General features: G+C 62.5%; 20 protein-coding genes and 1 pseudogene. 7 read left to right on the forward strand and 14 right to left on the reverse strand.

The window, feature by feature from the left end; genetic code table 11:
- Nucleotides 1–6: 6 nt before the first annotated feature.
- The 10 genes from BEMPMBAN_RS07985 to BEMPMBAN_RS08030 all read right to left on the reverse strand — a co-directional run bounded on the left by BEMPMBAN_RS07985 (nucleotide 7) and on the right by BEMPMBAN_RS08030 (nucleotide 11,743).
- Nucleotides 7–1,218, reverse strand: coding sequence for an acetyl-CoA C-acetyltransferase (locus BEMPMBAN_RS07985; protein ID WP_159229828.1), 1,212 nt, complete (start codon nucleotides 1,216–1,218; stop codon nucleotides 7–9).
- Nucleotides 1,219–1,417: 199 nt separating this feature from the next.
- Nucleotides 1,418–2,287 carry a haloalkane dehalogenase gene (locus BEMPMBAN_RS07990; RefSeq protein WP_159229829.1) on the reverse strand — a complete coding sequence of 290 codons (870 nt, stop codon included), beginning with the start codon at nucleotides 2,285–2,287 and terminating at the stop codon, nucleotides 1,418–1,420.
- 72 nt (nucleotides 2,288–2,359) lie between these two features.
- Complete coding sequence (locus BEMPMBAN_RS07995) at nucleotides 2,360–3,859, reverse strand: MCE family protein (protein ID WP_159229830.1); 1,500 nt, start codon at nucleotides 3,857–3,859, stop codon at nucleotides 2,360–2,362.
- 1 nt (nucleotide 3,860) lies between these two features.
- The gene (locus BEMPMBAN_RS08000) at nucleotides 3,861–4,988 is read right to left on the reverse strand and encodes a virulence factor Mce family protein (RefSeq protein WP_159229890.1); all 1,128 of its coding nucleotides are present in this window, start codon (nucleotides 4,986–4,988) and stop codon (nucleotides 3,861–3,863) included.
- Nucleotides 4,989–4,990: 2 nt separating this feature from the next.
- Entirely contained in the window at nucleotides 4,991–6,322 is a 1,332-nt protein-coding gene (locus tag BEMPMBAN_RS08005; RefSeq protein ID WP_159229831.1) for an MCE family protein, read from the reverse strand.
- A complete protein-coding gene (locus BEMPMBAN_RS08010; RefSeq protein ID WP_159229891.1) occupies nucleotides 6,322–7,620 on the reverse strand; it encodes an MCE family protein in 1,299 nt (432 codons plus the stop codon). The genes BEMPMBAN_RS08005 and BEMPMBAN_RS08010 overlap by 1 nt, the downstream gene beginning before the upstream one ends.
- Nucleotides 7,617–8,645: a virulence factor Mce family protein gene (locus tag BEMPMBAN_RS08015; RefSeq protein ID WP_159229832.1), complete on the reverse strand. Its 1,029-nt coding sequence runs from the start codon at nucleotides 8,643–8,645 to the stop codon at nucleotides 7,617–7,619. Before BEMPMBAN_RS08015 ends, BEMPMBAN_RS08010 begins: the two co-directional genes overlap by 4 nt.
- Before the next feature lie 40 nt (nucleotides 8,646–8,685).
- Nucleotides 8,686–10,137 (reverse strand): MCE family protein, encoded by a 1,452-nt coding sequence (locus BEMPMBAN_RS08020; RefSeq protein WP_159229833.1) that lies wholly within the window; start codon nucleotides 10,135–10,137, stop codon nucleotides 8,686–8,688.
- The gene (locus BEMPMBAN_RS08025) at nucleotides 10,134–10,988 is read right to left on the reverse strand and encodes an ABC transporter permease (protein ID WP_425294945.1); all 855 of its coding nucleotides are present in this window, start codon (nucleotides 10,986–10,988) and stop codon (nucleotides 10,134–10,136) included. Before BEMPMBAN_RS08025 ends, BEMPMBAN_RS08020 begins: the two co-directional genes overlap by 4 nt.
- Nucleotides 10,985–11,743 (reverse strand): MlaE family ABC transporter permease, encoded by a 759-nt coding sequence (locus BEMPMBAN_RS08030; RefSeq protein ID WP_234897363.1) that lies wholly within the window; start codon nucleotides 11,741–11,743, stop codon nucleotides 10,985–10,987. The genes BEMPMBAN_RS08025 and BEMPMBAN_RS08030 overlap by 4 nt, the downstream gene beginning before the upstream one ends.
- A gap of 365 nt (nucleotides 11,744–12,108) precedes the next feature.
- On the opposite strand from BEMPMBAN_RS08030, the gene BEMPMBAN_RS08035 reads away from it, so the two are divergent.
- The 3 genes from BEMPMBAN_RS08035 to BEMPMBAN_RS08045 are packed head-to-tail and all read left to right on the forward strand — an operon-like array spanning nucleotide 12,109 to nucleotide 13,841.
- Complete coding sequence (locus BEMPMBAN_RS08035) at nucleotides 12,109–12,699, forward strand: Rv1363c family protein (RefSeq protein WP_159229834.1); 591 nt, start codon at nucleotides 12,109–12,111, stop codon at nucleotides 12,697–12,699.
- Nucleotides 12,680–13,303 carry a hypothetical protein gene (locus tag BEMPMBAN_RS08040; protein WP_159229835.1) on the forward strand — a complete coding sequence of 208 codons (624 nt, stop codon included), beginning with the start codon at nucleotides 12,680–12,682 and terminating at the stop codon, nucleotides 13,301–13,303. Before BEMPMBAN_RS08035 ends, BEMPMBAN_RS08040 begins: the two co-directional genes overlap by 20 nt.
- A 22-nt stretch (nucleotides 13,304–13,325) precedes the next feature.
- On the forward strand, nucleotides 13,326–13,841 hold the full coding sequence (locus tag BEMPMBAN_RS08045) for a CAP domain-containing protein (protein WP_200845914.1): 516 nt from the start codon (nucleotides 13,326–13,328) through the stop codon (nucleotides 13,839–13,841).
- 245 nt (nucleotides 13,842–14,086) lie between these two features.
- Here the strand turns inward: BEMPMBAN_RS08045 and BEMPMBAN_RS08050 are convergent, their stop codons facing one another.
- Nucleotides 14,087–14,695, reverse strand: a complete 609-nt coding sequence (locus BEMPMBAN_RS08050; RefSeq protein WP_159229836.1) for a TetR/AcrR family transcriptional regulator — start codon at nucleotides 14,693–14,695, stop codon at nucleotides 14,087–14,089.
- A gap of 86 nt (nucleotides 14,696–14,781) precedes the next feature.
- Here BEMPMBAN_RS08050 and BEMPMBAN_RS32525 point away from each other — a divergent pair.
- Together BEMPMBAN_RS32525 and BEMPMBAN_RS08055 are read left to right on the forward strand one after the other, a co-directional pair.
- Nucleotides 14,782–14,905: pseudogene (locus tag BEMPMBAN_RS32525) on the forward strand (alpha/beta hydrolase family protein); the annotation flags it as partial.
- Between the two features lie 219 nt (nucleotides 14,906–15,124).
- Nucleotides 15,125–16,126, forward strand: a complete 1,002-nt coding sequence (locus BEMPMBAN_RS08055; protein WP_234897364.1) for an NADP-dependent oxidoreductase — start codon at nucleotides 15,125–15,127, stop codon at nucleotides 16,124–16,126.
- 15 nt (nucleotides 16,127–16,141) lie between these two features.
- Here BEMPMBAN_RS08055 and BEMPMBAN_RS08060 read toward each other — a convergent pair whose 3' ends face one another.
- Nucleotides 16,142–16,717, reverse strand: coding sequence for a TetR/AcrR family transcriptional regulator (locus BEMPMBAN_RS08060; RefSeq protein WP_159229838.1), 576 nt, complete (start codon nucleotides 16,715–16,717; stop codon nucleotides 16,142–16,144).
- Between the two features lie 111 nt (nucleotides 16,718–16,828).
- Between BEMPMBAN_RS08060 and BEMPMBAN_RS08065 the strand changes: the two genes are divergently transcribed.
- Nucleotides 16,829–17,680, forward strand: a complete 852-nt coding sequence (locus tag BEMPMBAN_RS08065) for an LLM class flavin-dependent oxidoreductase (protein ID WP_159229839.1) — start codon at nucleotides 16,829–16,831, stop codon at nucleotides 17,678–17,680.
- A gap of 216 nt (nucleotides 17,681–17,896) precedes the next feature.
- Nucleotides 17,897–18,631, forward strand: a complete 735-nt coding sequence (locus tag BEMPMBAN_RS08070) for an SDR family NAD(P)-dependent oxidoreductase (RefSeq protein WP_159229840.1) — start codon at nucleotides 17,897–17,899, stop codon at nucleotides 18,629–18,631.
- 189 nt (nucleotides 18,632–18,820) lie between these two features.
- Here BEMPMBAN_RS08070 and BEMPMBAN_RS08075 read toward each other — a convergent pair whose 3' ends face one another.
- Both BEMPMBAN_RS08075 and BEMPMBAN_RS08080 read right to left on the reverse strand, forming a co-directional pair.
- Nucleotides 18,821–19,312 (reverse strand): CAP domain-containing protein, encoded by a 492-nt coding sequence (locus BEMPMBAN_RS08075; protein ID WP_425294946.1) that lies wholly within the window; start codon nucleotides 19,310–19,312, stop codon nucleotides 18,821–18,823.
- Between the two features lie 224 nt (nucleotides 19,313–19,536).
- A complete protein-coding gene (locus tag BEMPMBAN_RS08080; protein WP_272952229.1) occupies nucleotides 19,537–21,900 on the reverse strand; it encodes a CaiB/BaiF CoA transferase family protein in 2,364 nt (787 codons plus the stop codon).
- Nucleotides 21,901–21,923 lie beyond the last annotated feature (23 nt).

Raw genomic sequence — 21,923 nt, forward strand, 5'->3', positions numbered from 1 at the left:
TTCCTTTCAGACCCGTTCAACGATCGTGGCGATACCCATACCGCCGCCGACGCAGAGTGTGATGAGCCCGCGCCGTTGGTCGCGGCGTTCCAACTCATCGACGAGCGTCGAGACGAGCATGGCACCCGTCGCACCCAGGGGGTGTCCGAGCGCGATCGCGCCACCGTTGACGTTGACGATTTCGTGTGGCACACCGAGGTCCTTCATGAAGCGCAACACCACCGAGGCGAACGCTTCGTTGATCTCCACCAGGTCGATATCCGAGATACCCAGCCCGGCAAGGTGAAGTGCCTTCTGGGTGGCCGGGGTAGGACCAGTCAGCATGATGGTGGGATCTGAACCACTCACGGCGGTAGCCACGATACGTGCGCGGGGCTGCAGTCCCAGGTCGCGACCGATCCGCTCGCTGCCCACCAGGACAAGTGCGGCACCGTCGACGATTCCGGAGCTGTTTCCCCCCGTGTGGACGTGGTCGATCCTCTCGATCCAGTGATACTTCTGCAACGCCACCGCATCAAACCCTGCCTGGCCGCCCAGGGTGGCGAATGCCGGCTTGAGCTTGCCCAACATCTCCACGGTGGTGCCGGGGCGCAGGTGCTCGTCACGCTCCAGGATCGTCAGACCGTTTCGGTCGAGCACCGGCACCACTGACCGTTCGAAAGATCCATTGGCCCAGGCCTTTGCGGCTCTGGCCTGTGATTCAACAGCGTAGGAGTCGACATCGTGCCGGCTGAAGCCCTCCAGCGTGGCAATGAGGTCCGCACCGATGCCCTGCGGGACGAATCCGGTTCTCAGGTTGGTCTCGGGGTCATTCGCCCATGCTCCCCCGTCGGTACCCATCGGAACCCTGGACATGCTCTCCACGCCACCAGCGAGCACCAACGATTCCCAACCGGAGGCGATCTTCTGGGCAGCGACGTTCACCGCCTCCAGTCCCGATGCGCAGAATCGGTTGAGTTGCACACCGGCAACCGTGTCGGGATACCCGGCGGCGATCGCTGCGATCCTCGCGATATCCGCGCCTTGATCACCCAGCGGTGTGACACATCCCAATACGATGTCGTCGATACGGCTGGGATCGAGGCCAGGATTGCGTTGCGTCAGTGCCTGCAGCAGTCCCGTGACGAGACTCACGGGCTTGACTCCGTGCAACGCGCCACCGCGATTCTTACCGCGTGGAGTGCGCAGCGCGTCGTACACAAAAACGTCGTTCGGCATGACATTGCCTTTCATTCCAGGGGTGATGGGAACCCACGGACCCCATCCGGGCTGCGCACAGTGCCGCCCGGTACCTCGATGGGTTCAGGATCGCCAGCCGCCGTCGGGCGTGTCAAGCTGAGGGCATGCCCGAGTCGCTATCTGAAAACTGACTTACAGCAGATGGTTTCAGCTTCGCCCGCGCAGCGAAGGCGACGGATCAATCCAATCCCTGTATCCAACGACGCAATGCGGGACCAACCATCTGGGCAGCATCTTCCTGAAAGAAGTGCTTTGCCTCGACGGTGATCTCTGACTGGTTGGGCCAGGTTCTGCACAATTCGAGATGGCGGCCCGCAAGCTGCCCCTCGGTCGAGACGATGAGCAGTTTGGGCACGGATGAGGATGCCATCCATGCGGCATAACGATCGATAACTCTATAGACGTCCACAGGGTCGCCGAAGGTGGGCACTTCCTGTACCCAGGTCAGTATCGGACGACGGCCTTCCCCGACTTCCAGCCAAGGCCTTCGGTATTCCTGCTCCACGTCCGCGGCCACCGGCAGGAGCGTGCTTTGCCGGAGGAAGATGTCGAGCAGGAAATCTCCGAACAGGATTGCTTCCTCACCCTCGTCCGATCGGCAGAACTTCACGAGTTCCGTGCGCTCCGCAGGCTCATCGCCGACTGTCGGGTGGACAAGGGTTTCTCCGTACGCGATGCCACGTATCGCTGCGGGATGGCTTCGTGCCCAGTCAAACCCGAGCGCTCCACCCCAGTCGTGACCAACGAGCACCACCCGCTCGCGGATGTCCAGCACCTCGCAGAACGACTCCAGATACGCTCGGTGAGTCGCGTAGCGATAGTCTCCTGACGCCGGACGCCCGGAATCGCCCATGCCGATCAGATCGGGTGCGATACAACGCCCTAGGTCTTGGACATGCGGAATGATGTTGCGCCACAGGAATGAACTCATCGGATTGCCATGCAGGAAGACGATCGGATCTCCCTCACCAACCTCCTGATATGCCATGAAGGAGTCCAGGACATCTACAGTCCGCTTGGCCTGGATCGACGTTGCCTCACTGTTCACGCTCGCATCTCCTCTTTCGGTGCCTTCGGTTCAACAACTCTTCGGCAGGTTCTCGCGGCACATCGGCAACCCTCAGCCGACACCCGGGGGCACGAGCATGGACTGCCACGTCTGATCCTTGCCGTCATCGGCCAGGTTCGATTGTGTGTATAGCTGACCGTCCGGGCCGACGTAACTGCCGGTCGCCGGGTCGTACTCGGCGAATGCTATTGGTGGTGCGGCCGGTTCGGCATTCGGCACCGTCGTTGAGGGCGGCTGAGCCGGTGCGGGTTGAGCCGCGGATGCCGGCGGCGCCCCTGGACGCACCTGGGGGACGTCCTGCCCCGACAGCGTCGCGTTGGGGTCACCCTTCCAGTTGTAGCCATCGTTGAGCGGCACATAGACCTCGTCGCTCTTGCACATCTCTGCGGTAGGTGCACGCTTGCCCGGCTTGGTGGCGCAGGGCAGATTTCGCGCTCCGCGGACATTGAACGGCGAGTCTTGAGGCACGCGACAGTACAGATCGCCGGCCGGACGATCCGGGTAGTCTTCGTAAGCTGGAGAACGCTGCTGACTCGGCGGCAGATACCCGGTCATGCATGGCGGCGGGATGTTGAGGTTGAGGTCGAATGTCACGAAGGGTCCCTTGTAAGCCGTCTTGAGGCCGAGGTCGGGCACCAGCGAGCTGTCCAGGATCGCGATGGCCTGTGGCAACAGGACCAGAACCTGTTCGATTCCGGCGTGGTAGGTCAGCGCGACGTCCGCCACGCCTGTCAGATTGGCCAGCATGATGGGCAGTGAGGGCTGCAACCGGTCGAAGAGCTGTCTGGCTTCTGCTGCTGCCGCCGGGGCGTCCGCGAAAAGGCCTCGGACATCCGCGTCGCCTTGTTTGATCTGCTCAGTGAGATTCGCCATGTTCGCCGCCCAGGAGGCGATCGAATCCGACGTCTTACTCTGTGAATCGAGTATCGGCCCTGACTGATCGATGAGGTCCGTCAGCGGATCCAGGTTGGCTCTCGCGTCGATGGCCAGCGTGGTGGACCCGGTCACCAGACGGGCGAGATCGGGGCCCAGTCCGCCGACTGCCGCGGCACCCTCGTCGAGCACGATTTCGAGGTTTTCTTGCGGTATGGCGCTCAGTCCGCGGTTGGTGTCATCGAGAATCGTGGCGATATCCGGAGGTACGGATGTCCGATCCAGCGGTATGACGTCACCGTCCTTCAGAAGTGTCGCACCGGCATCGGTCCGCGGGATCAGATCGACATACTGCTCCCCGATGGCCGAACGACTGTGTACCTGGGCATCGAGATCGGCCGGAATGCCCACCTCGGAGTCCAGAGACAGCTCAGCCTCGATACCCGTGTCCGTCATGCGCACATCGACGACCCGGCCCACTTCCTGACCGCGGTAGGACACATTTCCTGATTTGTAGAGTCCCCCCGTGGCCGGAAGCTCCATTGCCACTGAGTAACGTCCGACGCCGAACAACAAGCTCGGCAGACCCATGTAGCCGACCGCCATCACCATGCCCGCTATCACCGAGACCACTGTGAAAACCAGGAGTTGGAGCATTACCCGCCTCGACAATCTCATCTCAGCGGCCCTGATCCACCTTGTACGGCACCATGAGTGGGTTGCCGCCGGTATAGGGGCTGGGCATCTGGCCGAAGGTACGACCCCATTGCATCTCCAGTTCGGTCAGGTGGCCTTCCCACCTCGTCCCGGTGAAGAAACCCGCGTCGATCCGACTGAGTGTCAGATCAAAGATGCCGGTGAGGTTGACGAAGTCCCCGCGGAAAAATTTGCCGATGTTCTCCTTGACGAAGGGGAATGTCGACAGGTAGCTCAGAGACCGGACCATGGCCGGTCCGGCGTTGGCCAGCGATTCCAGAACCGGCGCGAGGTCCTCGAACTCCTTGATCAGATTCTCCTTGGTCTGCGTCACGGAATCCGTCGCCAGTGCGCTCAGCTTGCCGACCTTGTCCAGCGCTTCGGCGAGGTTGTGGCGCTGCTCGGACAGCACGGTCAGCGCCTGCGGGATGGTGTCCAACGCCTGGTCCACGACCGGCTTCTGATCTGCGATCTGGCCCATCAGGTTGTTCACGCTGTCGGTGGCGCCGATGATGTCTTCGGTCTGCTCGTTGACGTTGCCGATGAAGAGATCCAGTTGCTGTATCAGGCTTCGAATATCGTCCTCGCGTCCCGCGAATGCCGTACTCAGCGACTGTGTGATGTCTTGAATCTGACCGATCCCCCCGCCGTTGAGAAGCATCGAGACGCTCGCCAGCGTCTGCTCGGTGGTCGGGTACGAGCGGCCGGACGACAGCGGGATCACAGATCCGTCGCGCAACCTGCCCTTGGGCGGGTCCACCTTCGGGCCTTCCAGCTCGACGTGGAGGGTGCCGAGCAGGCTGGTCTGGCCGATGGTGGCGGTGGCGTTCGCCGGCAGGTCAACATCGCCGTCAATCGTCATGGTCAACAGGGCATGCCAGCCTTGGCGCTCGATCTTGGTGACCGTGCCCACGTTGACGTCACCGACCTGGACCCTCGAATTCCGCTGGATATTGCCGATATCGGGGAGTTGCGCCTGAATCGTGTACGAATCGGGATCTCCGCCCCTGGTTCCTGGCAGTGGAAGGGAGTTCGCGCCTCGCCATTCGCAACCGGACAGGGAGACCACCGTCACGATGAGCGCTGCCGCGCATGCGCCGGCCCGGGACATCCTCATGAACCGGCTCCAGCAGGCACCATCATGTCGTGAAGGTCTGTGGAACCGACTTCCGGCGCCTCGGCTGGCAGCGCAGCTCCACCGTCAGGCATTGGTGGGGTCTGCGAGGGCATGCCCGCGGGCACCGGACCGGTGTCCGGCGGCGGCGGACCGGGCGGGATGTAGTCGGGCCGCAGCCAATCCTCGCTGTAGGTGATCTCGTTTGGCCGGGCATAGGCGCCGACCACGGGGTTCACACCCAGCGGCGGGAAGTTGTACTGCCGATTCTTCACGATCGGTGCGAGGTACTGGACACACAGCTTCGCTGCCTGCTCGGAACCGAGACGAGACGCAGCCTCGATTGCGCCACAGAGGAATTGGATGGGATTGGCGAAGTTGTTGAGGCTGAACGCACCGGCAAACCCGCCGATCGCCGGCGGGTAGATGTTGACGAAATTCGACAACTGGGTCGGTGCGAGGTGCAGTGTTTGCTCCAAATCGCCAAGACTCTCATCAAGGGCACCACTGATAGAGGCGAGCTTGTCGGCGGTGATACCGACCGGCTCCCGATTCTCGGCGACGAAACCCGTCACTTCCCGGGCGACAGCGTTCATATCGGCAAGCGCCTGACGCACTTCATTGGGCTGGTCTGTGAGCAACGTTGTGGTGGCGGCCAGGTTGCGATTGAGACTGCGCATCACATCGGTACTGTCCTGCAACGCCGATACCACGAGCGAGATGTTCCTGATCGCGCCGAACATGTCACCGCTGTGGTCGCCCAGCGCCGAAAAGGCCTGCGACAGCTTGACCAAGGTGTGGTGGATATTGGCACCTTCGCCGCGGAGGTTGTCCGCCGCGGTATTGACGAACGCGCCCAGCGTGCTCACCTCGCCGGGCTCGACAGGTTGCAGCGCCTCGACGAGTTTCGTGAGTTGTTCACGCAGGTCGTCCCATTCAACGGGCACCGCCGTCCGAGTCTGCGGGATCACTGCGTCGTTCTTCATCTGCGGCCCCTCCGTGTAGGCGGGAACGAGCTGGATCGCACGCGCCGACACCAGCGACGGAGACAGAATCACCGCTTGGGCGTCAGCCGGCACCTTGTACTGGTCGTCGACCCAGAACGTGATCTTGACCTGTTGGGGCTGGGCCTCGATGGTTTCGACTCCACCGACCCGCACACCCAGTATGCGGATGTCGTCCCCGGGATACAGGCCGGTGCTGTTCGCGAAGTAGGCGGTGGCATAGGTGCGATCCGCCCTTTCGAAGGTTCTGAACAGCAAGACCCCGCCTGCGACGAGGATCAACACGAATGCCACAGCCAGACCGGTCATCCACCTGCGTTTGGTCATCACTGTTGTCCTGTCAGATGCGGCTCAGCGGGCGATTCACCCGGTGCCGGGACGGACACCGGGCCGTGTTTGGGCGGCGCCTGCAAGCCTTCGGGCGGGCCGGGGGGCGGTCCCCCCGGCGGAGGGGCGGGCACCGGCTCCCGATAGGGATAGCGCGGGTCTCCCGGTTTGCCGGTGATGGCGTCGGGCAGCGTCATCCGCGGTTCACCCCCCTGCCCGGTCCGGGGAAACGGTGTCGGCAGAGCCGGCGTCGCGGGCTGACCGGTCGGCGGATCGTTGATCTGCGATGGCATGAGTACATTCGGGTCAAGCCCCAGATCGGAGAAAGCAGCGTCGACGAACGGCTGGATGTACTGCCCTGGCGGTAGGTTCACGACGTAACCCTTGAAGAACGGACCGGACGAGACCGACTCGCCCAGCGACATCGAGTAGGCGTTGAGGCGTACCACCGCCTCCTGAATCTTGGCCTTGCGGTTGTCGAGAATCGTCAGCACACCGTTGAGTTTGTCCAACGCGGGTTTGAACGTTTGGCTGTTGTCATCGATGAAGCCACGCAACTGTTGACTGATCGCAGATATGTTGCCCGATATCTGATCGAGCGCCCGGCTTTGGTTACGTAACTGCGCCAGAAAGGCGTTGGCGTTGGTGATGATCCTGACAATCTGTTCGCTGCGCTCAGACAGCACGCCCGAAACCTCGTTGACGCTCACCAGCAGCGAACGCAACTGTTGATCACGCCGCGCGAGGGTGTCCGCGAAGCGTGAAACACCCTGCACCGCCACTTTCAGATCCGGCGGCGTGTTCGAGAAGGTCTCGGCCAAGGTGGACAGTGATTGCGAGAGTTCGTCTGTGTTGAGGTCATTGATGGTCATCGACAGGTCACCCAACGTATCGGCAAGCTGGTACGGGGAAGTCGTGCGCTCCATGGGTATCGGTGCTGATTGTTGGCCCTCACCCCGCGGGGTGATCTCGACGAACTTCGCACCGAGGAGGGTTTTGGTCTTGATCGCTGCTTCACTTCGGTCGCCGACATGGATACCGTCGTCGAGATTGAAGTTCACCAAGACCCGGTTGCCGTCGAGCGTGATTCGGGAGACCTGTCCCACCCGGAATCCGGATACTTCCACCGGTGAATCCGGCCGCAGACCGGCCGCATCCTCGAAATACGCTGCATAGTGGCGATTTCCATCGATGAAGGGGAGCTTGTCGTAGTTGAGGGCACCGATCAGCGCTGCCGCTACCAAAGAACAACCGATCGTGCCGACTACGATCAGGTTTCGTTCGCTCATGGGTTTCATTTCGGCGTGCACCTACCCGAAGTCTGCCCCGCAGCCTTGATATAGACCGGTTGACCACCCTTGCCATTCACTTTGATGATCGCCTCACAGATGTAGAACGCGAACCAGTCTCCGTAAAGCCCTTGGCGACCGAGCATCTTGTACGCGTCCGGCAGAGTATTGAGCAGGTCGTCGAAGTAGTCGTGCTCGTTGAGCACGATAGTTCCCACGCGATCGGTTTCGTTCGTGATCTTCTGCAACGCCGGACGCGAGCGGGCCAGCAGGTCGGCAACGTTGGACGCGGCGTTGTCCGCGTATGCGATGGAATTGCTGATGTCGACCCGTCTTTCTGCTAATACCTCTGTGGTCAAGGCGATCTCGGTGATCGCCTGTCCGAACTCCTCGTTGCTGTCACCGAGTGTGCCGAGCACTGTGTTGAGGTTGGTGATGAGCTGTCCGATCAGCTCATCGCGGTCGGCCAGGGTGTTGGTCAGTGCTGCCGACTGCGTCAGTACTGATCCGATCGCGTCGCCCTGCCCCTGGAATGCTTGTATCAGCTGCGACGACAACGCGTTGACCTGTTCGGGATCAAGCGCACGAAAGAGCGGGCGGAAGCCGCCGATCAACGTGTCAAGATCCAGCGCCGGGGCGGTGCGCGATATGGGAATGGTCGACCCCGGTGGTAGTGGCTTACCACCGCCGTCACCAGCTTCCAGCGTCAGGTACCGATCCCCGTAGAGATTGTCGAACCGGATGACGGCCCGACTCGTCTCCGTGAGCTGCACGGTGTCGTCCACGTTGAAATCGACTGCCACCGATGCGTCGGACCGGATGGCGATGTCAGCTACCTTGCCCACTTCCACGCCTGCGATTCGGACGATGTCGCCGTTCTTGAGTCCCCCGATGTTGGTGAACTCCGCGACATATTCGTGTTTGGGACCGAACCGCAGCTGGGCGAAAACCGCCACCAGTACGAACAGCCCGAGTAGGCAGACTGCTGCGAAGATCATGAGCCGCCAGACCACTGCGCTGAGGTTGCTTCTCATCAGGACCTCCTAGTAATGGGTCGATTTGGCGGTGCGCACGTCATGGCTGAGCAGATGCCGGTGGCGCATGCGGCAGCGGTGTCGGTTGCATCTGGGCCGGGATCGGGGGCACGAAGGGCTCAGATCCCGGCGACGGCCCGGGTTCGCGCGGAGCCCCGGGCGGTGGTGCGGGTGGGAGCCCCGGATACAACGGCGTGCCGTCCGGTGCATACAACGGGGCTCCGTACGGCGGTGCACCCGGGTAGGGGATCGGACCGGGTGCCGGGCCGTTGAAGTTGCGGATGCTCGGTGGCTCGGGAACGGCGCGCGTCACCGGGAAGTAGTTCGCCCATCCCGGGAAGCCCACCCCCGGGTTCACGCGGATGTCGTTGCCGGTGCCCCAACCGGTGTTCGTGATCAGCTGTCGCACCGGGAACTGTTGGGTGACATCCGGCAACGATCCGCATCCCGGTCTTCCGCCAGGCCCTCCCTTGGCGCCGACGATGGGTACGTGGTCCGGGTAGCGATAGGGGTCCTGTCCCCACGCCAGTGCGGCGTCGAGTTCGATCGAATAGCCGTTACCGCCCATGGACTCGGCACCGCCGTTGTCGATGAACCACTTGGCGCCGACCAACAGGCAGGTCAGCATCGGGTTGTACTTGTTGACCACCGCTGTCGTCGGTTCCAGCGTGTTGACGGTGTGGACGAAGTCGTCCTTACTTGCCGCGACGAGGTTGATGCCGCTGTCTCCCAGGCCGATCACGTTGACCAGCAATGCGTCCAGTGAGGATTCCCGGTCGCTGATCGTCGTCGCGGTCGTGCTGAGCGAATCAAGGGTCTGCAGGATGTCCTCGGCGGCAACTCCATAGGCGTCGCTGAATCCCTTCAGGGATCGGAAATCGGCCCGGATGGAGTCGGCACGCGGATTGAGTGCGAGCAGCACTTCGTTGGTGGCCGTGGTGGCCTCACCGATGGCGGTGCCCTGTCCGCGCAGGCCCTGGGCGATCGCAGAGACAATCGAATTGAGCTTCGCCGGATCGATCTTGTCGAGGAGACCGACCAAACTCTGGAACACCGTGTTGACCTCGGCGGTGACGTTGCGCGACTGCAGTGACTGACCGGCGCTCAGCCGCTCGGCGGATGGCTCGTCGGGGTAGATGAGTTCTACGTACTTGGCGCCGAACGCTGTCGCTGCATCGATCTCGGCGACAACGTTCGCCGGGATGTAGTCGAGGTACTCCGGGTCGATGTCCAGTTGCAGGACCGCTTCACCTTGATCGTGGCTGACCTCTCCGACGCGGCCCACCAGCAGTCCGCGCATCTTGACCTTCCCACCGGGATCCATGACCAGCCCCGCGCGGTCAGAGGTCAGCGTCACGGGAACCGTTGAGCGAAACCAGCCACTGAACGACGCGGCGGTCATCACCACGACCATGAAGAGGACGAGGATGAGGATGGCTGTCCACCAGGCGGGGTGGATGCGTGATTCATCGCGGTGCTTCACGGTCGTCATCCGGAAAGATTGAAGTTGCCCGACTGCCCGTAGACGGACAGCGAGATGACCAGGGTCACAAACACGACGACGATCAGCGAGGCGCGGACTGCCCGCCCGACGGCTTCTCCCACGCCTGCGGGCCCGCCGGCCGCGGTGAACCCGTAATAGGTGTGGATGACCATCACGGCCACCGCCATGGCGAGGGCCTGCACAAAAGACCACACGAGGTCCATCGGGTTCAGGAATGTCTTGAAGTAGTGGTCGTATACACCTGTCGATTGGCCGTAGATGAATGTGGTGCCGACACGGGCAGCGATGAACGACATCAGTACGGCGACGCAGTAGAGCGGGATGACGACGATCATTCCTGCGAGCAGTCTGGTCGATGCCAGGTACGCGATGGAACGGACTCCCATCACCTCGAGTGCGTCGATCTCCTCGGCGATACGCATGGCGCCCAGCTGTGCGGTGGCACCCGCTCCGATGGTCGCAGCCAGGCCGATACCCGTGGTCAGTGGACCGATGATTCGAACGTTGAGATACGCGGATGTGAAGCCGGTGAGCGCCTCCACTCCAACCCCTGCCAGCGTGTTGTAACCCTGGACCGCGATGAGCGCACCGGTGGAAAGGGTGAGGAATCCGACGATCACGATGGTGCCCCCGACCACAGCCAGTGCTCCGGTACCTAGGCTCATCTGGGCTATCTGGCGGGCAATCTCACCGCGATAGTGCAGGACGGCGTCACCGATCGACTTGATCGCCGTTCCGTAGAACTGGGTTTGGACCCCGACGCGGTTCCAGCCCGTGGTGAAGTCTTTGACGGCGCGATGCAACCTGGGCATCAGGGTGCTCGGAGCATTGCCGGTCACATCGTCGCCTTCACGCCGACTGCGGTCACGATGACGTTGATGACGAACAGTGCCATGAATGAGAGCACCACGGTCTCGTTCACCGCGGTTCCCACACCGGCGGGCCCGCCGCCGACGGAAATGCCCTTGTAGCAACCGATCAGCGCGGCCACCAGACCGAACAAGGCCGCTTTGGCCAGCGAGATGATGATCTCGGGAAGCCCGGTGAACAGCGTCATGCTGGCGACGAACGCCCCGGGCGTCACATTCTGAACGAACACCGAGAAGAAGAAGCCACCGACGACACCGACCACGGCAACGACTGAGTTCAACAGCAGGGCAATGACCACCGTGGCGAGGACTCTCGGTACTACCAGAGCCTGCAACGGGTTGATTCCCATCACCCGCATCGCGTCGAGTTCTTCCCGGATGGTGCGCGCCCCCAAGTCGGCGCACATTGCGGTAGCTGCGGCGCCGGCGACCACGAGGACGGTGACCATGGGGCCGATCTGCGTGACGGCGCCGAACGCAGCGCCCGCGCCGGAATAGTCCGCGGCACCGAACTCCACGAGCAGGATGTTGAAGATGAACACCGACAGGACAGTGAACGGCAGTGCCAGCATGATCGTCGGCGCAATGGACACTCGCGCGACGAACCACATCTGGAAGATCAGCTCGCGCCATGCGAACGGCGGTCGCGGTGCGACTACCGCCGTGTCGATCGCAGTGGCAAAGAATCCACCGACGGCTCGCATCTGTTTGGCAAACGCTTCCATGACTACTACCGACCGCTCCTCTCGAGGTCGAGCAACGGTGGTTTGTTGCCGTGTTGGACTACGGTGACCATTAGGGCAGAGTCCAACACCGCGGGAGACAAGCAACAATCGCTGTCATTTCATATGGTGAGCACGTGCCGCTGGCAGGTATTCGGGTTGCCTACCCGTACTGCCCAGCGCACTGGTTCCATCATTTGAAGACACCCACCTTGACGTGACGCAACACCTCACGAAGGCTCGTCGAGTAGTTGCAGCAAATCCTCGCGTAGCCAGAGCACGAAGATCCCACGAATGAGGGCGCCGTCCAGAATCCGGCGTTTTCTCACTTCGGGTCGTTGAAGATGCTTCACGAGAAGGGAATCGGTATGGCCGCGGTCCAGACCCGCTCCGGAGAAGCCGAGCGGGAAAGCATCTCCGATACCGAAATTGTCACTGAAGCACACGAATCGGCCAGTATTCCGAGTGCCGGTTCTCCCCGTGACACCGCGCGAGTGGCAGTGACGTTCGGGCTGGCTGCCCTGCTGGCGTTGTCCGTGTTGGTCGGCTGGCTGGGTGTGCAGAACCATGACGCAGTGCGCGATCAGAATCAACGAGCTCAGTTCCTGGCGGCGGGACGTGACGGTGCGGTGAATCTGACGACTATCAACCCGGACAATGCCGACGCCGAGGTGACCAAGATCCTCGAATCGTCGATCGGCCCCTTCCACGAGGATTTCGAGCAGCGCTCGGCGGGCTTCGTCGAGACCGTCAAACGTGCCCAGTCCAGGACAGAAGGGACGGTCATCGAAGCGGGATTGGAATCCGTCGACGGCGACCACGCCGATGTGCTGGTCGCGATATCGGTGAAGACGTGGCTCGCGGGGACCGAGGCGCCGGCAAGGCTGTGGCGGATGCGGATCAGCGTTCAGCGCGTGGGGTCAAGGGAGAAGGTGTCCAATGTTCAGTACGTTCCGTAGCCGGGAGGCTCGTCTGACCGAAGGAGACGCATTCGAGACCGACGACGAGTCCGAGGACACAGCTCCGCCGACTGACGACGGTGCCGAAGCCATCGCAGACGTCGGCGCGGGGCGACGCCGCAGATCTGTGACCCGGGCGCTGACTTTCGGTGTCCTGCCAGTCGTACTTCTTCTACTGGCAACCGCCGCCGGATTCCTGAAATGGCAGCTGGTGTCGACACAGGCGGAACTCAAGGCAAGCAACGAGTCGGTGCGCGCAGCCAGCGAAGGGACCGTTGCACTGCTCACTTATGAACCTGACTCCGTCGACACCGATCTGGTAGCGGCACGCCAGAATCTCACCGGTGGCTTTCTCGACGCGTTCACCACGCTGACCGACGATGTCGTCATCCCGGGAGCAAAACAGCAACGCATCTTCTCAACCGCCGCTGTTTCGGCAGCGGCTCCCATTTCAGCGACCGCTCACCACGCCGTGGTCATCGTCTTCGTCAATCAGACCACAACGGTCGCAGATGACCCGCCCACAGAGACCGCATCCAGTGTCAAGGTCACGCTGGACAACGTCGACGGTCGCTGGCTCATCTCAGATTTCACCCCCCTCTGATCGCACCGAGAGGTGAATGTCTATGCGTTCGTTCAGTTTCCCCGCATCTGTCCTTGGCCGATCGAGCGGGTCAGTGGCGCTGCTCGTCGCGCTTGCGCTGGTGGCCGCAGTGGCCGGCCCACCTCACAGCCATGCCGACAACAGCAGGCTCAACAACACTGTCGTTCAGATGGTCACCATCGTCCAGTATCGTGAAAGCTGCCCCACCGCGATCAAGATCAACCCCCAGCTGCAACTGGCAGCGCAGTGGCACACCATCGACGTGCTGAACCAACGCTGGCTCGACGGGGACGCGGGTTCAGACGGGTCATCGCCACAAGACCGCGCTACCGCAGCGGGTTACCACGGCAACGTCGAGCAAACCGTCGCGATCAATCCCGCGCTCGCAATCAGCGGGATGGAGCTCATCAACCGGTGGTACGCGAACCCCAGATACCTCGCCACCATGCGCAACTGTGCCAACACGGAAATAGGTGTGTGGTCGGAGAATCTACTTGACAGAACTGTGGTGGTCGCCGTCTACGGCCAACCCTTCTGATGTCGGGATCGGATGGCTTCGTTCACCATTGATGCTCACCACGATGTACGTCGCGCCTCGCCCCTTCACGAAGGCGAGCTACAGGCCCGGGCAGCGCGCGACGTCGGCGGTGTCCCGATTTGGGGTGTGCACTGGGCATGCAGTCCGTCTATCCCGAAACTTGATGTCCGGTGAGACAGACGGTGGACTGGCTGATGCTCTCCGTGTCACGATTCCGGTGGTGCTTTCGCTTGTAGATCGCGTCATCACTTCGACAGCAACCCGGCGCGGGCCGCGTTGAGGGCGACTCGCACGGCGTGGGTGATCAAGGCCTCGTCGATGGGGTCGCCGGTCGTGACCATTCGATAGAACAAGGGGGCTCGGAAGGCGGTGAGCAATGCGTTGGCATCGCACGTGGCAGGAAGCTCACCCCGACCGATCGCTTGATTTACAGTCGGAAGTGCACGCAGGGCCTGGTGATCGAAGTAGCGTCGAGTTGCTTCGCTGAGCCGAGCGGATTTCAGGCCTGCGGTCAGCACGATTGCGACAATCTGGCGTCCGACTCCTTCGTTCAGCACGTCGGCCAATTCCCTTCCGAGCGTGACGAGATCGGCCTCGATACTGCCGGTGTCCGGCACCGGCAGCGCCTCAAGCGACCACTCCGTGAGCGCATCGACCAGTAGATCGTCGAGTGTTGGCCACCGTCGATAGACAGTTGTCTTGTTCACGCCGGCGCGGGTCGCCACCGCTTCCACGCTCAGCCCTGCGTACCCGCCTTGAAGCAGCTCGTCGAAAGTGGCGGCAAGGATCGCTGCGCGGACCCGCGCGCTACGACCGCCCGTCCGCACACCCCGATTAAACTGCCGATTTGCCAATTAATACCTCTCTCAATTGCTTTAGCCATCGTCCTGTGGCAGCCTGATGCTATAGCAACACGGCGTTGCGATAGAGGAGGAGCGCCATGCGGATCGTTTCCGACACTGACGAGTCCTTCTCGTTCGAGACGCTGCGCCCCCTCGGCTACGCCGCCTACGGGGGCCGACATCGGCGAGGTCAACACCATCGCGGGGGGCATCCCAGGCAACCGATTAGCACCAACAGTGCCTACCTGCGGGCTTCCAACTAGGGCAAGCCGACCTTGCACTACGAGGCGTTCAGCGGTCCAAAGACCCATCTGCGATTAACCGCCGCAGGCGCAGGCGAGCACTGATATGAGGGAACGCTGCCACCGCTTGTCAACGGACGTTCTACTGACTCGACCATGCCGTCGAGTTGTGAAGAGCCTATGCGAGAGGAGAAAACCGGTGAAGGCGATTCAGCTGCACGAGTTCGGCGGCCCCGAAGTGCTGCGCTACGAGACGGTGCCGGTCCCTGAGCTGAAGGCGGGCGAGGTGCTCGTCCGCGTCCACGCGGTCGGCATCAATCCCCCAGACTGGTACCTACGCGATGGATATCGGCAACAGCAGCTTCCCGCCGACATGGCGCCGTCGATACAGTTGCCGGCCATTCCGGGATCGGACGTTTCGGGCGTCGTCGAGGCTGTCGCGCCGGATGTGCATCGCTTCTCGGTCGGCGACGACGTCTTCGGCATGGTTCGCTTTCCGAGTTTCGGGGACAGCGCTGCGTATGCCGAATACGTCAGTGCGCCTGCGTCAGATCTAGCACGCAAGCCGGCTGGCGTCGATCACGTACATGCGGCAGCGGCGCCGATGTCAGGGCTCACCGCGTGGCAGTTCCTGATCGAGCTGGGGCACGACCAACCGAACCCGCTTCAACCGAAGTTGCATCACCCGGTGCCCCTCGACGGCAAGACAATTCTGGTCAATGGTGCAGCAGGTGGGGTGGGGCACATCGCCGTACAGCTCGCAAAATGGAAGGGGGCGTACCTAATCGCGGTGGCGTCGGGTGCACACGAGTCGTTCCTGCGCGAGCTCGGCGCAGACGAAGTCATCGACTACACGAAGAATCGTCCCGAGGACGTCGCGCACGACGTCGATCTGGTCCTCGATACGCTCGGAGGTCCCGCGACCGGACGCTTCTTGGCCACGCTCAGCCGTGGCGGCGCGTTATTCCCGGTATTTCCGGGCTTCTGCGACTTCGAGGATGCCAGACAGCGCGGCGTCACTGTTTCGATGACCCAAGTGCGCTCGAACGGCACACAACTGGAGGAACTCGGACGCCTGCTCGACGCCCACACCGTGCGCACCGCGATCGACGGCACGTTTCCCCTCGCGGATGCCCGCACGGCGCACGAACGCGCCGACCACGGACACATTCAAGGCAAGATCGTGCTCACCGTTCCCTAGAAAGCCAAACAGTGCTCACACCGAGCGCAGCCCGTCAAGAAGCAAGCTGACCAACCGCTTCGCGTCGTAGCGGGAGTCCTCGCCGCTGCTGATACAGAGATTTCCGATTCCACGCATCAGGCTGTAAGAGTTCACGTCACCCTCGATTTCGCCAGCGGCGGCGGCGGCGGACAGCAGCGAAGAACACGCTGGCTCGAGTCGCTCCAGGAAGTAGGTATGCAGTGCCTCGAACCGCGCAGTGTCGGATTGCAGCGCCTCGGCTAGCCCGTGTTTTGTGACGAGGAAATCGACGAAGAGGCCGATCCATTTGGTCAGTGCCACGAACGGCGGGTTGTCTGCGAGCAGCGCCGGTCCCGCCTCCGCGCAGGCGTCAACCTGATGGCGGTATACCGCGATGATCAGATCGGCACGGGTCGGAAAGTGCCGATAGATTGTGCCCATCCCGACCCCGGCCCTGGCCGCGATGTCGCGCACCGGCGCATCCACTCCCCCGTCGACGAACGCGGCTGCGGCAGCGTCGAGCAGAATCTGTTCATTGCGCCGCGCGTCCGCCCGCTTAGGTCGCACCGTGGCTCCGCGGACGTTCTCCATGCCGCCTCCCAACACATGTTTGATAAGCGGAACATGATTCCGTATAGTTCGGAGCATGGTTCCGTTTAGTCATCATGCCAGAGAGCCCCGCTCATGGGAGCCGGCGCCGTCATGAACCCGAAATTCGGCATCCTGACTGCGCCTCAACAGGTTTCCTATGTTGATTTGCTGGAGGTGTGGCGGGACGCCGACGATATCCCCGCACTCGAGCACGCGTGGCTATTCGACCACCTGATGCCGATTCACGGCGACATCGATGGACCAGTATTCGAGGGCTGGACACTGCTGTCAGCACTCGCGGCACTGACCGAGCGCCTCAGACTGGGTATCATGGTGACCAGCAACCGCTTTCGGCCGCCGGCGATGCTGGCGAAGATCGCCGCAACCGTGGACATCGTCGCGAATGGCCGTCTTGATTTCGGCATCGGCGCCGGTTCTCGCCCAAGTCACCCTGCGGCGCGTCGCGAGTACAACGCGAATGGGCTGCCCTACCACGACTTTGCGCATTCCGTCGAAGCCCTGGCCGAGGCCTGTACGGTCATCAGGCGGCTGTGGAAGGAAGATGTTCCTTTCGATTTTCACGGGAAGTCCGTGCAACTTTCTGGTGCTCTCTGCAATCCCAAACCTGTGCAACGCCCGCCGCCGATCGTCATCGGGGGCAGGTCCACTGCGACGCTGCGCGTGGCAGCCGAGCATGCCGACGTCTGGAACATCCCAGGAGGCGACATCGCCGACGTCACGGCGCGCAACTCGCTGCTGGACCAACTGTGTGTCGACATCGGGCGTGATCCGGCCGCCATTACGCGCTCCATAGCGCTACCAGTCTTCTACGATCGACCTCGCGTCACCCGCGCAGCTGTTGCCGAGGCCGTCGACGCCGGATTCAGTCACGTCGTACTGATGCTGACTGCGCCGTACCCCAGGCGCGTCGCACACTGGGTAGCCGACGAGGTGATCGGCTAGGAGCAGCTGCGCCCACAGCCGAAGCGGGCACTGGCGGCATCGCGGCCCTTCGCCAGCTATCCGCTACGCACCAACAACATGAGTTTGCTGCGATTCCAGCGATCAGATCGACCTCGGCGGGCACCGACCACCATTTTTTGGACCATTAGGTACAGAAGTGCTAGCCTACTTTCAGTACCATTCGGTACACAAACTGATGGAAGGCTGGCTATTCACATGACCAGGCGTGGGGAGTCGGTACAGGTTGTCCTGATCACAGGGGGGACCTCGGGCATCGGGCTGAGCCTGGCCGAGGCTTTTCTGGCTCAGGGCGCTGCGGTAGCGGTTTGCGGTCGGTCGACGGCGGCCCTGGAGCGCTTCTCCCGCGCGCACCCGAACGCACTAGCCGTTCAGGCAGATGTAACCAGTACGGAAGCGAGGATCGCCATGCTGGACGCGGTAGCCGCACGGTTCGGTCGGCTTGACGTTCTGATCAACAATGCAGGGATCTTCGTCAATCGAGATTTCACTGAAGCCCCGGATGCCACCAAAGATCTGGAGCAGGAACTTGCTCTCAATCTGACAGCACCGATCCAGCTGACAGGGGACGTGTTGTCCCGCTGGCCGGAGATCTCCGCGATCGTGTTCGTAACGTCAGGCTTCGCCTTGATTTCTCCGACCCGCGCGCCCACCTACGGCGCCGCGAAAGCAGGATTGCATGGCTTCGCCGAAGCGCTGCGCCGACAGCTGGCCCCCAACACCCACGTTCTCGAACTACTTCCACCCGCGACGGATACGCCCATGAACGCCGATTTCACGGGCAAGAAGACATCACCCGCGGAAGTCGCTGCCGTCACCCTCAAGGCGTTGGAGCACCGGCGGTCGATGGCTCTGCCAGGCCCCACCAAGCTGCTACCGACACTGCTGCGGATCGCTCCGAACACCATCAAGCGCTCCGTGTCGAAGATGTGACACATGGCGCCCCGCTGGCTTGCGTACCCATCGGCGCAAAACGGACCTCTGACGAATCCTCCAGCGGTCCACGACCAGGGTCGCCCGCTCAATACCTCTGAGACAAGATCCGATCGGCCTCGTTCCTTCGAACCAGACTTGCAGGGCCGCTGATTCTCGAAGAGGTGGAGCCGGGAGGTGGGAGTCCTCTCAGACCGGCCTGCCGTAAACCGCCACCACCACGGTGCGGGTGAGGCTGTTCTCCGACCAGACCCCAATTTGCGAATGTGCGCAGTTGGACATGATCGCCATATAGTCGGGGCGGTGATACCACTGGTTGATCAGCTCAATGCCGCTGATTGCCAAAGCTGGGTTAATTGCCACGGTTTCGGCAACCACTCCCTTGAAGCCTGCGGCATTGGCGCGATGCTGGGCGGTCGACCCATCTGAACCGATGTCACCGCCGATGCTGGTGTTGTTCAAGACATCTCGAGCGTGCCACTGCGCGGCCAGCTGGAGCTGGTCGTTGACAACAACATTGTTCGTGCAACCCGCTTGGTGCTGAATCGTGTACACGTTGGAAACCACGCCTTCGTTGAGCCGCCTGTTGTCGGCATGGGCCGCAGGTGCCCCCAGCACCGCCACAGCAACCGTCAGGGCAACTGTCGACATCATCGACGAAGAGCAGGTGTAGCGGGCCATGACGACGTCCTCTCGGTCAGCAAGGTTTCCGACGGCAGCCGGCGGCAGAGCTGTGTTGTTGCCAGATGATTTCGGGCCACCAGTCATTAGCTGCCTCGACGAATCATGTGTAAAGCCCGGGATACCTCTGGCCCTATCCCCAGGATGAGACCGATAAGAGCTAATGTCATTGCAGCCAGCTGGAACTGAAGTTTCTCGACTGGGATGGTAGTCATGACCGGGCCTCACTCCGCGAGGACCCCTGCCGCGATCAGCTCGTCGACGTCGGCGTCGGTCAAGCTCAACAGCTCTCGGCAGACCGCTCGCGTATCGGCTCCCAGCAGCGGAGAAGGCCTCAATTGTGGTTCGGGTATCTCACCGAACAGAGCTGGACCCAGCTCCGCCGGCAGCGGCGTGTCGAAGCCCGGTTGCACGAACTCGCCCAGCTGGCGCCGTGCGCGAAGGTGTGGGTCGGTCAGCAGCGCCTCGACGTGGACGGCCGCTCCGCAGGCCACCCCAGCGGCTTGGAGCTGATCCTGGACGGCGCGCGGTGCCAGATGTGCGGTCCATTCAGCGACCGCCTCGTCGAGCAGCCGACGATGCGCCACCCGGCCGGCTGCCGTCGCATACTGGGGATTGTCGGCGAGATCTGCGCGCGACATCGCCTGTGCCAGGTTCAACCATTGCTGGTCACCGTCGACGTCGATGGCGCAATAGGCGTCGCTGCCTCGGCATCGGTATAACCCCGTCGGAGCATCGAATTCGCTCACGCTACCTCGGGCCACCAGGCTGCCCGGTTCCAGGGATTCTCGGAGATAACTCATCGCCAAATGGCAGAACACCGTCTCCATCTGCGCCACGCTGATCCGCCGGCCGATGCCGCTTCGGGTCCTGTCGATCAGGGCCGCCATGATCGCGGCAGTTCCCACTCGGGACGCAGCATGGTCGGGATACACCGTCATGTCGTCGCCGAACGCATCGGCGGAGTCGGGGTGCCGCCACAGCTGGGTCAGGCCGACAGTCGAGCGAACCAGCGGCCCGTATCCCATCTGGCCGCTCCACGACCCGGTATCCCCGAGTGCGCTGCTTTCGACCACGATGATTCGTGGGTTGACGGCTCGCAACGATTCGTACTCGAGTCCAAGGGATTTCAGAGTTCCCGGCTTGAAATTGGTGAGGACGACGTCGGACTGGGCGACTAGCCGGCAGAACAGCTCTCGGCCCCGAGCGCTGCGCAGGTCAAGGCCGAGACTGCGCTTTCCGCGGTTGCCGATCGCCGAGGTGAAACCACACTTGTCGGGCTGATCGAACTGGCGGGCGCCATCCATGAAGGCGGCGTTCTCGACCTTGATGACATCGGCGCCTTGATCCGCCAAAGCCCGACCGGTTTCGGCCCCCACCACGATGACTCCCAGATCGAGCACCCGCAGACCCTCGAGCGGACGGCTCACGCCCCCATGGTCCGCGATGCCGCGGGCCGCCACCGATTCTGCCAGCACCTCGATGGTGTGTTCGCCAAGCTCTGGGGCGCGATGCCGGAAACCGGCTCGCTGGCCGTCGTATTCGACGTATCCGTTGGGTATGACTCCGACCAACTCCGGTGCGACTTCCCCACGGGTGAACGAGTTGCGTTCCCGCACATGATCACTTGTGAGGATCTCGCGCGCGGTGTTCAAAGAAGCGACCGCGATGCCCAGTCCGGCCGCAGCCTCGACGATCTCAGCGCGGCTCTTGTCGGCGAAGAGCTCGACGATGGCGGGTTGAATCTGGTCCCAGTTCTGAAACCGCGTGACAAGTTGTTCGTAGGACGGGTCCGCGAATTCGGCTGGCTCCCCCATCCAGCCGAACAACGCCCGCCACTGCTTTGCCGATGCGACGAACATTCGCACGTACCCGTCGGCACACGGAACGATCGGATACAACATACGACGATCCGGGCGCCCTGGTGGCAGTTGCAGCAGCGGTTGTCCCATGGTGGCCGTGCCGCCCATACCGAGTCCCGGATCGAAGTCCTGCACAACGAGGTCGAATAACGAGCAATCGACAGACTCGCCGCGTCCAGTACGCAGCGCACGGTACACCGCCAGAAGCGCCACGAAGGCGACGTGCACCGCCGCAGTCTGGCTCGCGAGCTCGCCCGGCGGCATCAGCGGCTCACGGTGCGGAGCTCCGCTTCGGGTCAGCGCCGAAGACATCGCCGTGAGCACCAACTCGCTGGACTTCCAATCACGGTAAGGGCCGTGTTGACCGAACCCCGTGACGGAGACGACGACGAGCCTCGGATTGCGTTTCCGCATGACCTCGGGGCCTATGCCCAACTCGGCCAGACTGCCGGGCGCCCACGACTCGAGCACCAGGTCGGCTCCATCGAGAAGGCCGAGAAGCTGCCCCCTACCCTCACTCGTGCCCAGGTCGAGTACCACGCCGCGCTTGTTGAAGTGCGTAGTCGCGAAACACAGCCCGTGGCCGCCGAATTGAGGATGCTCGCGACGGGATTTCGCCCCACCGGGCGGCTCGACGAGGATGACATCCGCCCCGGCCTCGGCCAAGAATCTCCCGGCCGTTCCTGCGGGGCCATCGGTGAGATCGATGACACGAAATCCGGCCAGGGGGGGCTGACGCGTCGCGTGGG

It is taken from the genome of Mycolicibacterium austroafricanum, assembly GCF_902705885.1.
GTDB classification, from domain to species: Bacteria; Actinomycetota; Actinomycetes; order Mycobacteriales; family Mycobacteriaceae; genus Mycobacterium; species Mycobacterium vanbaalenii_A.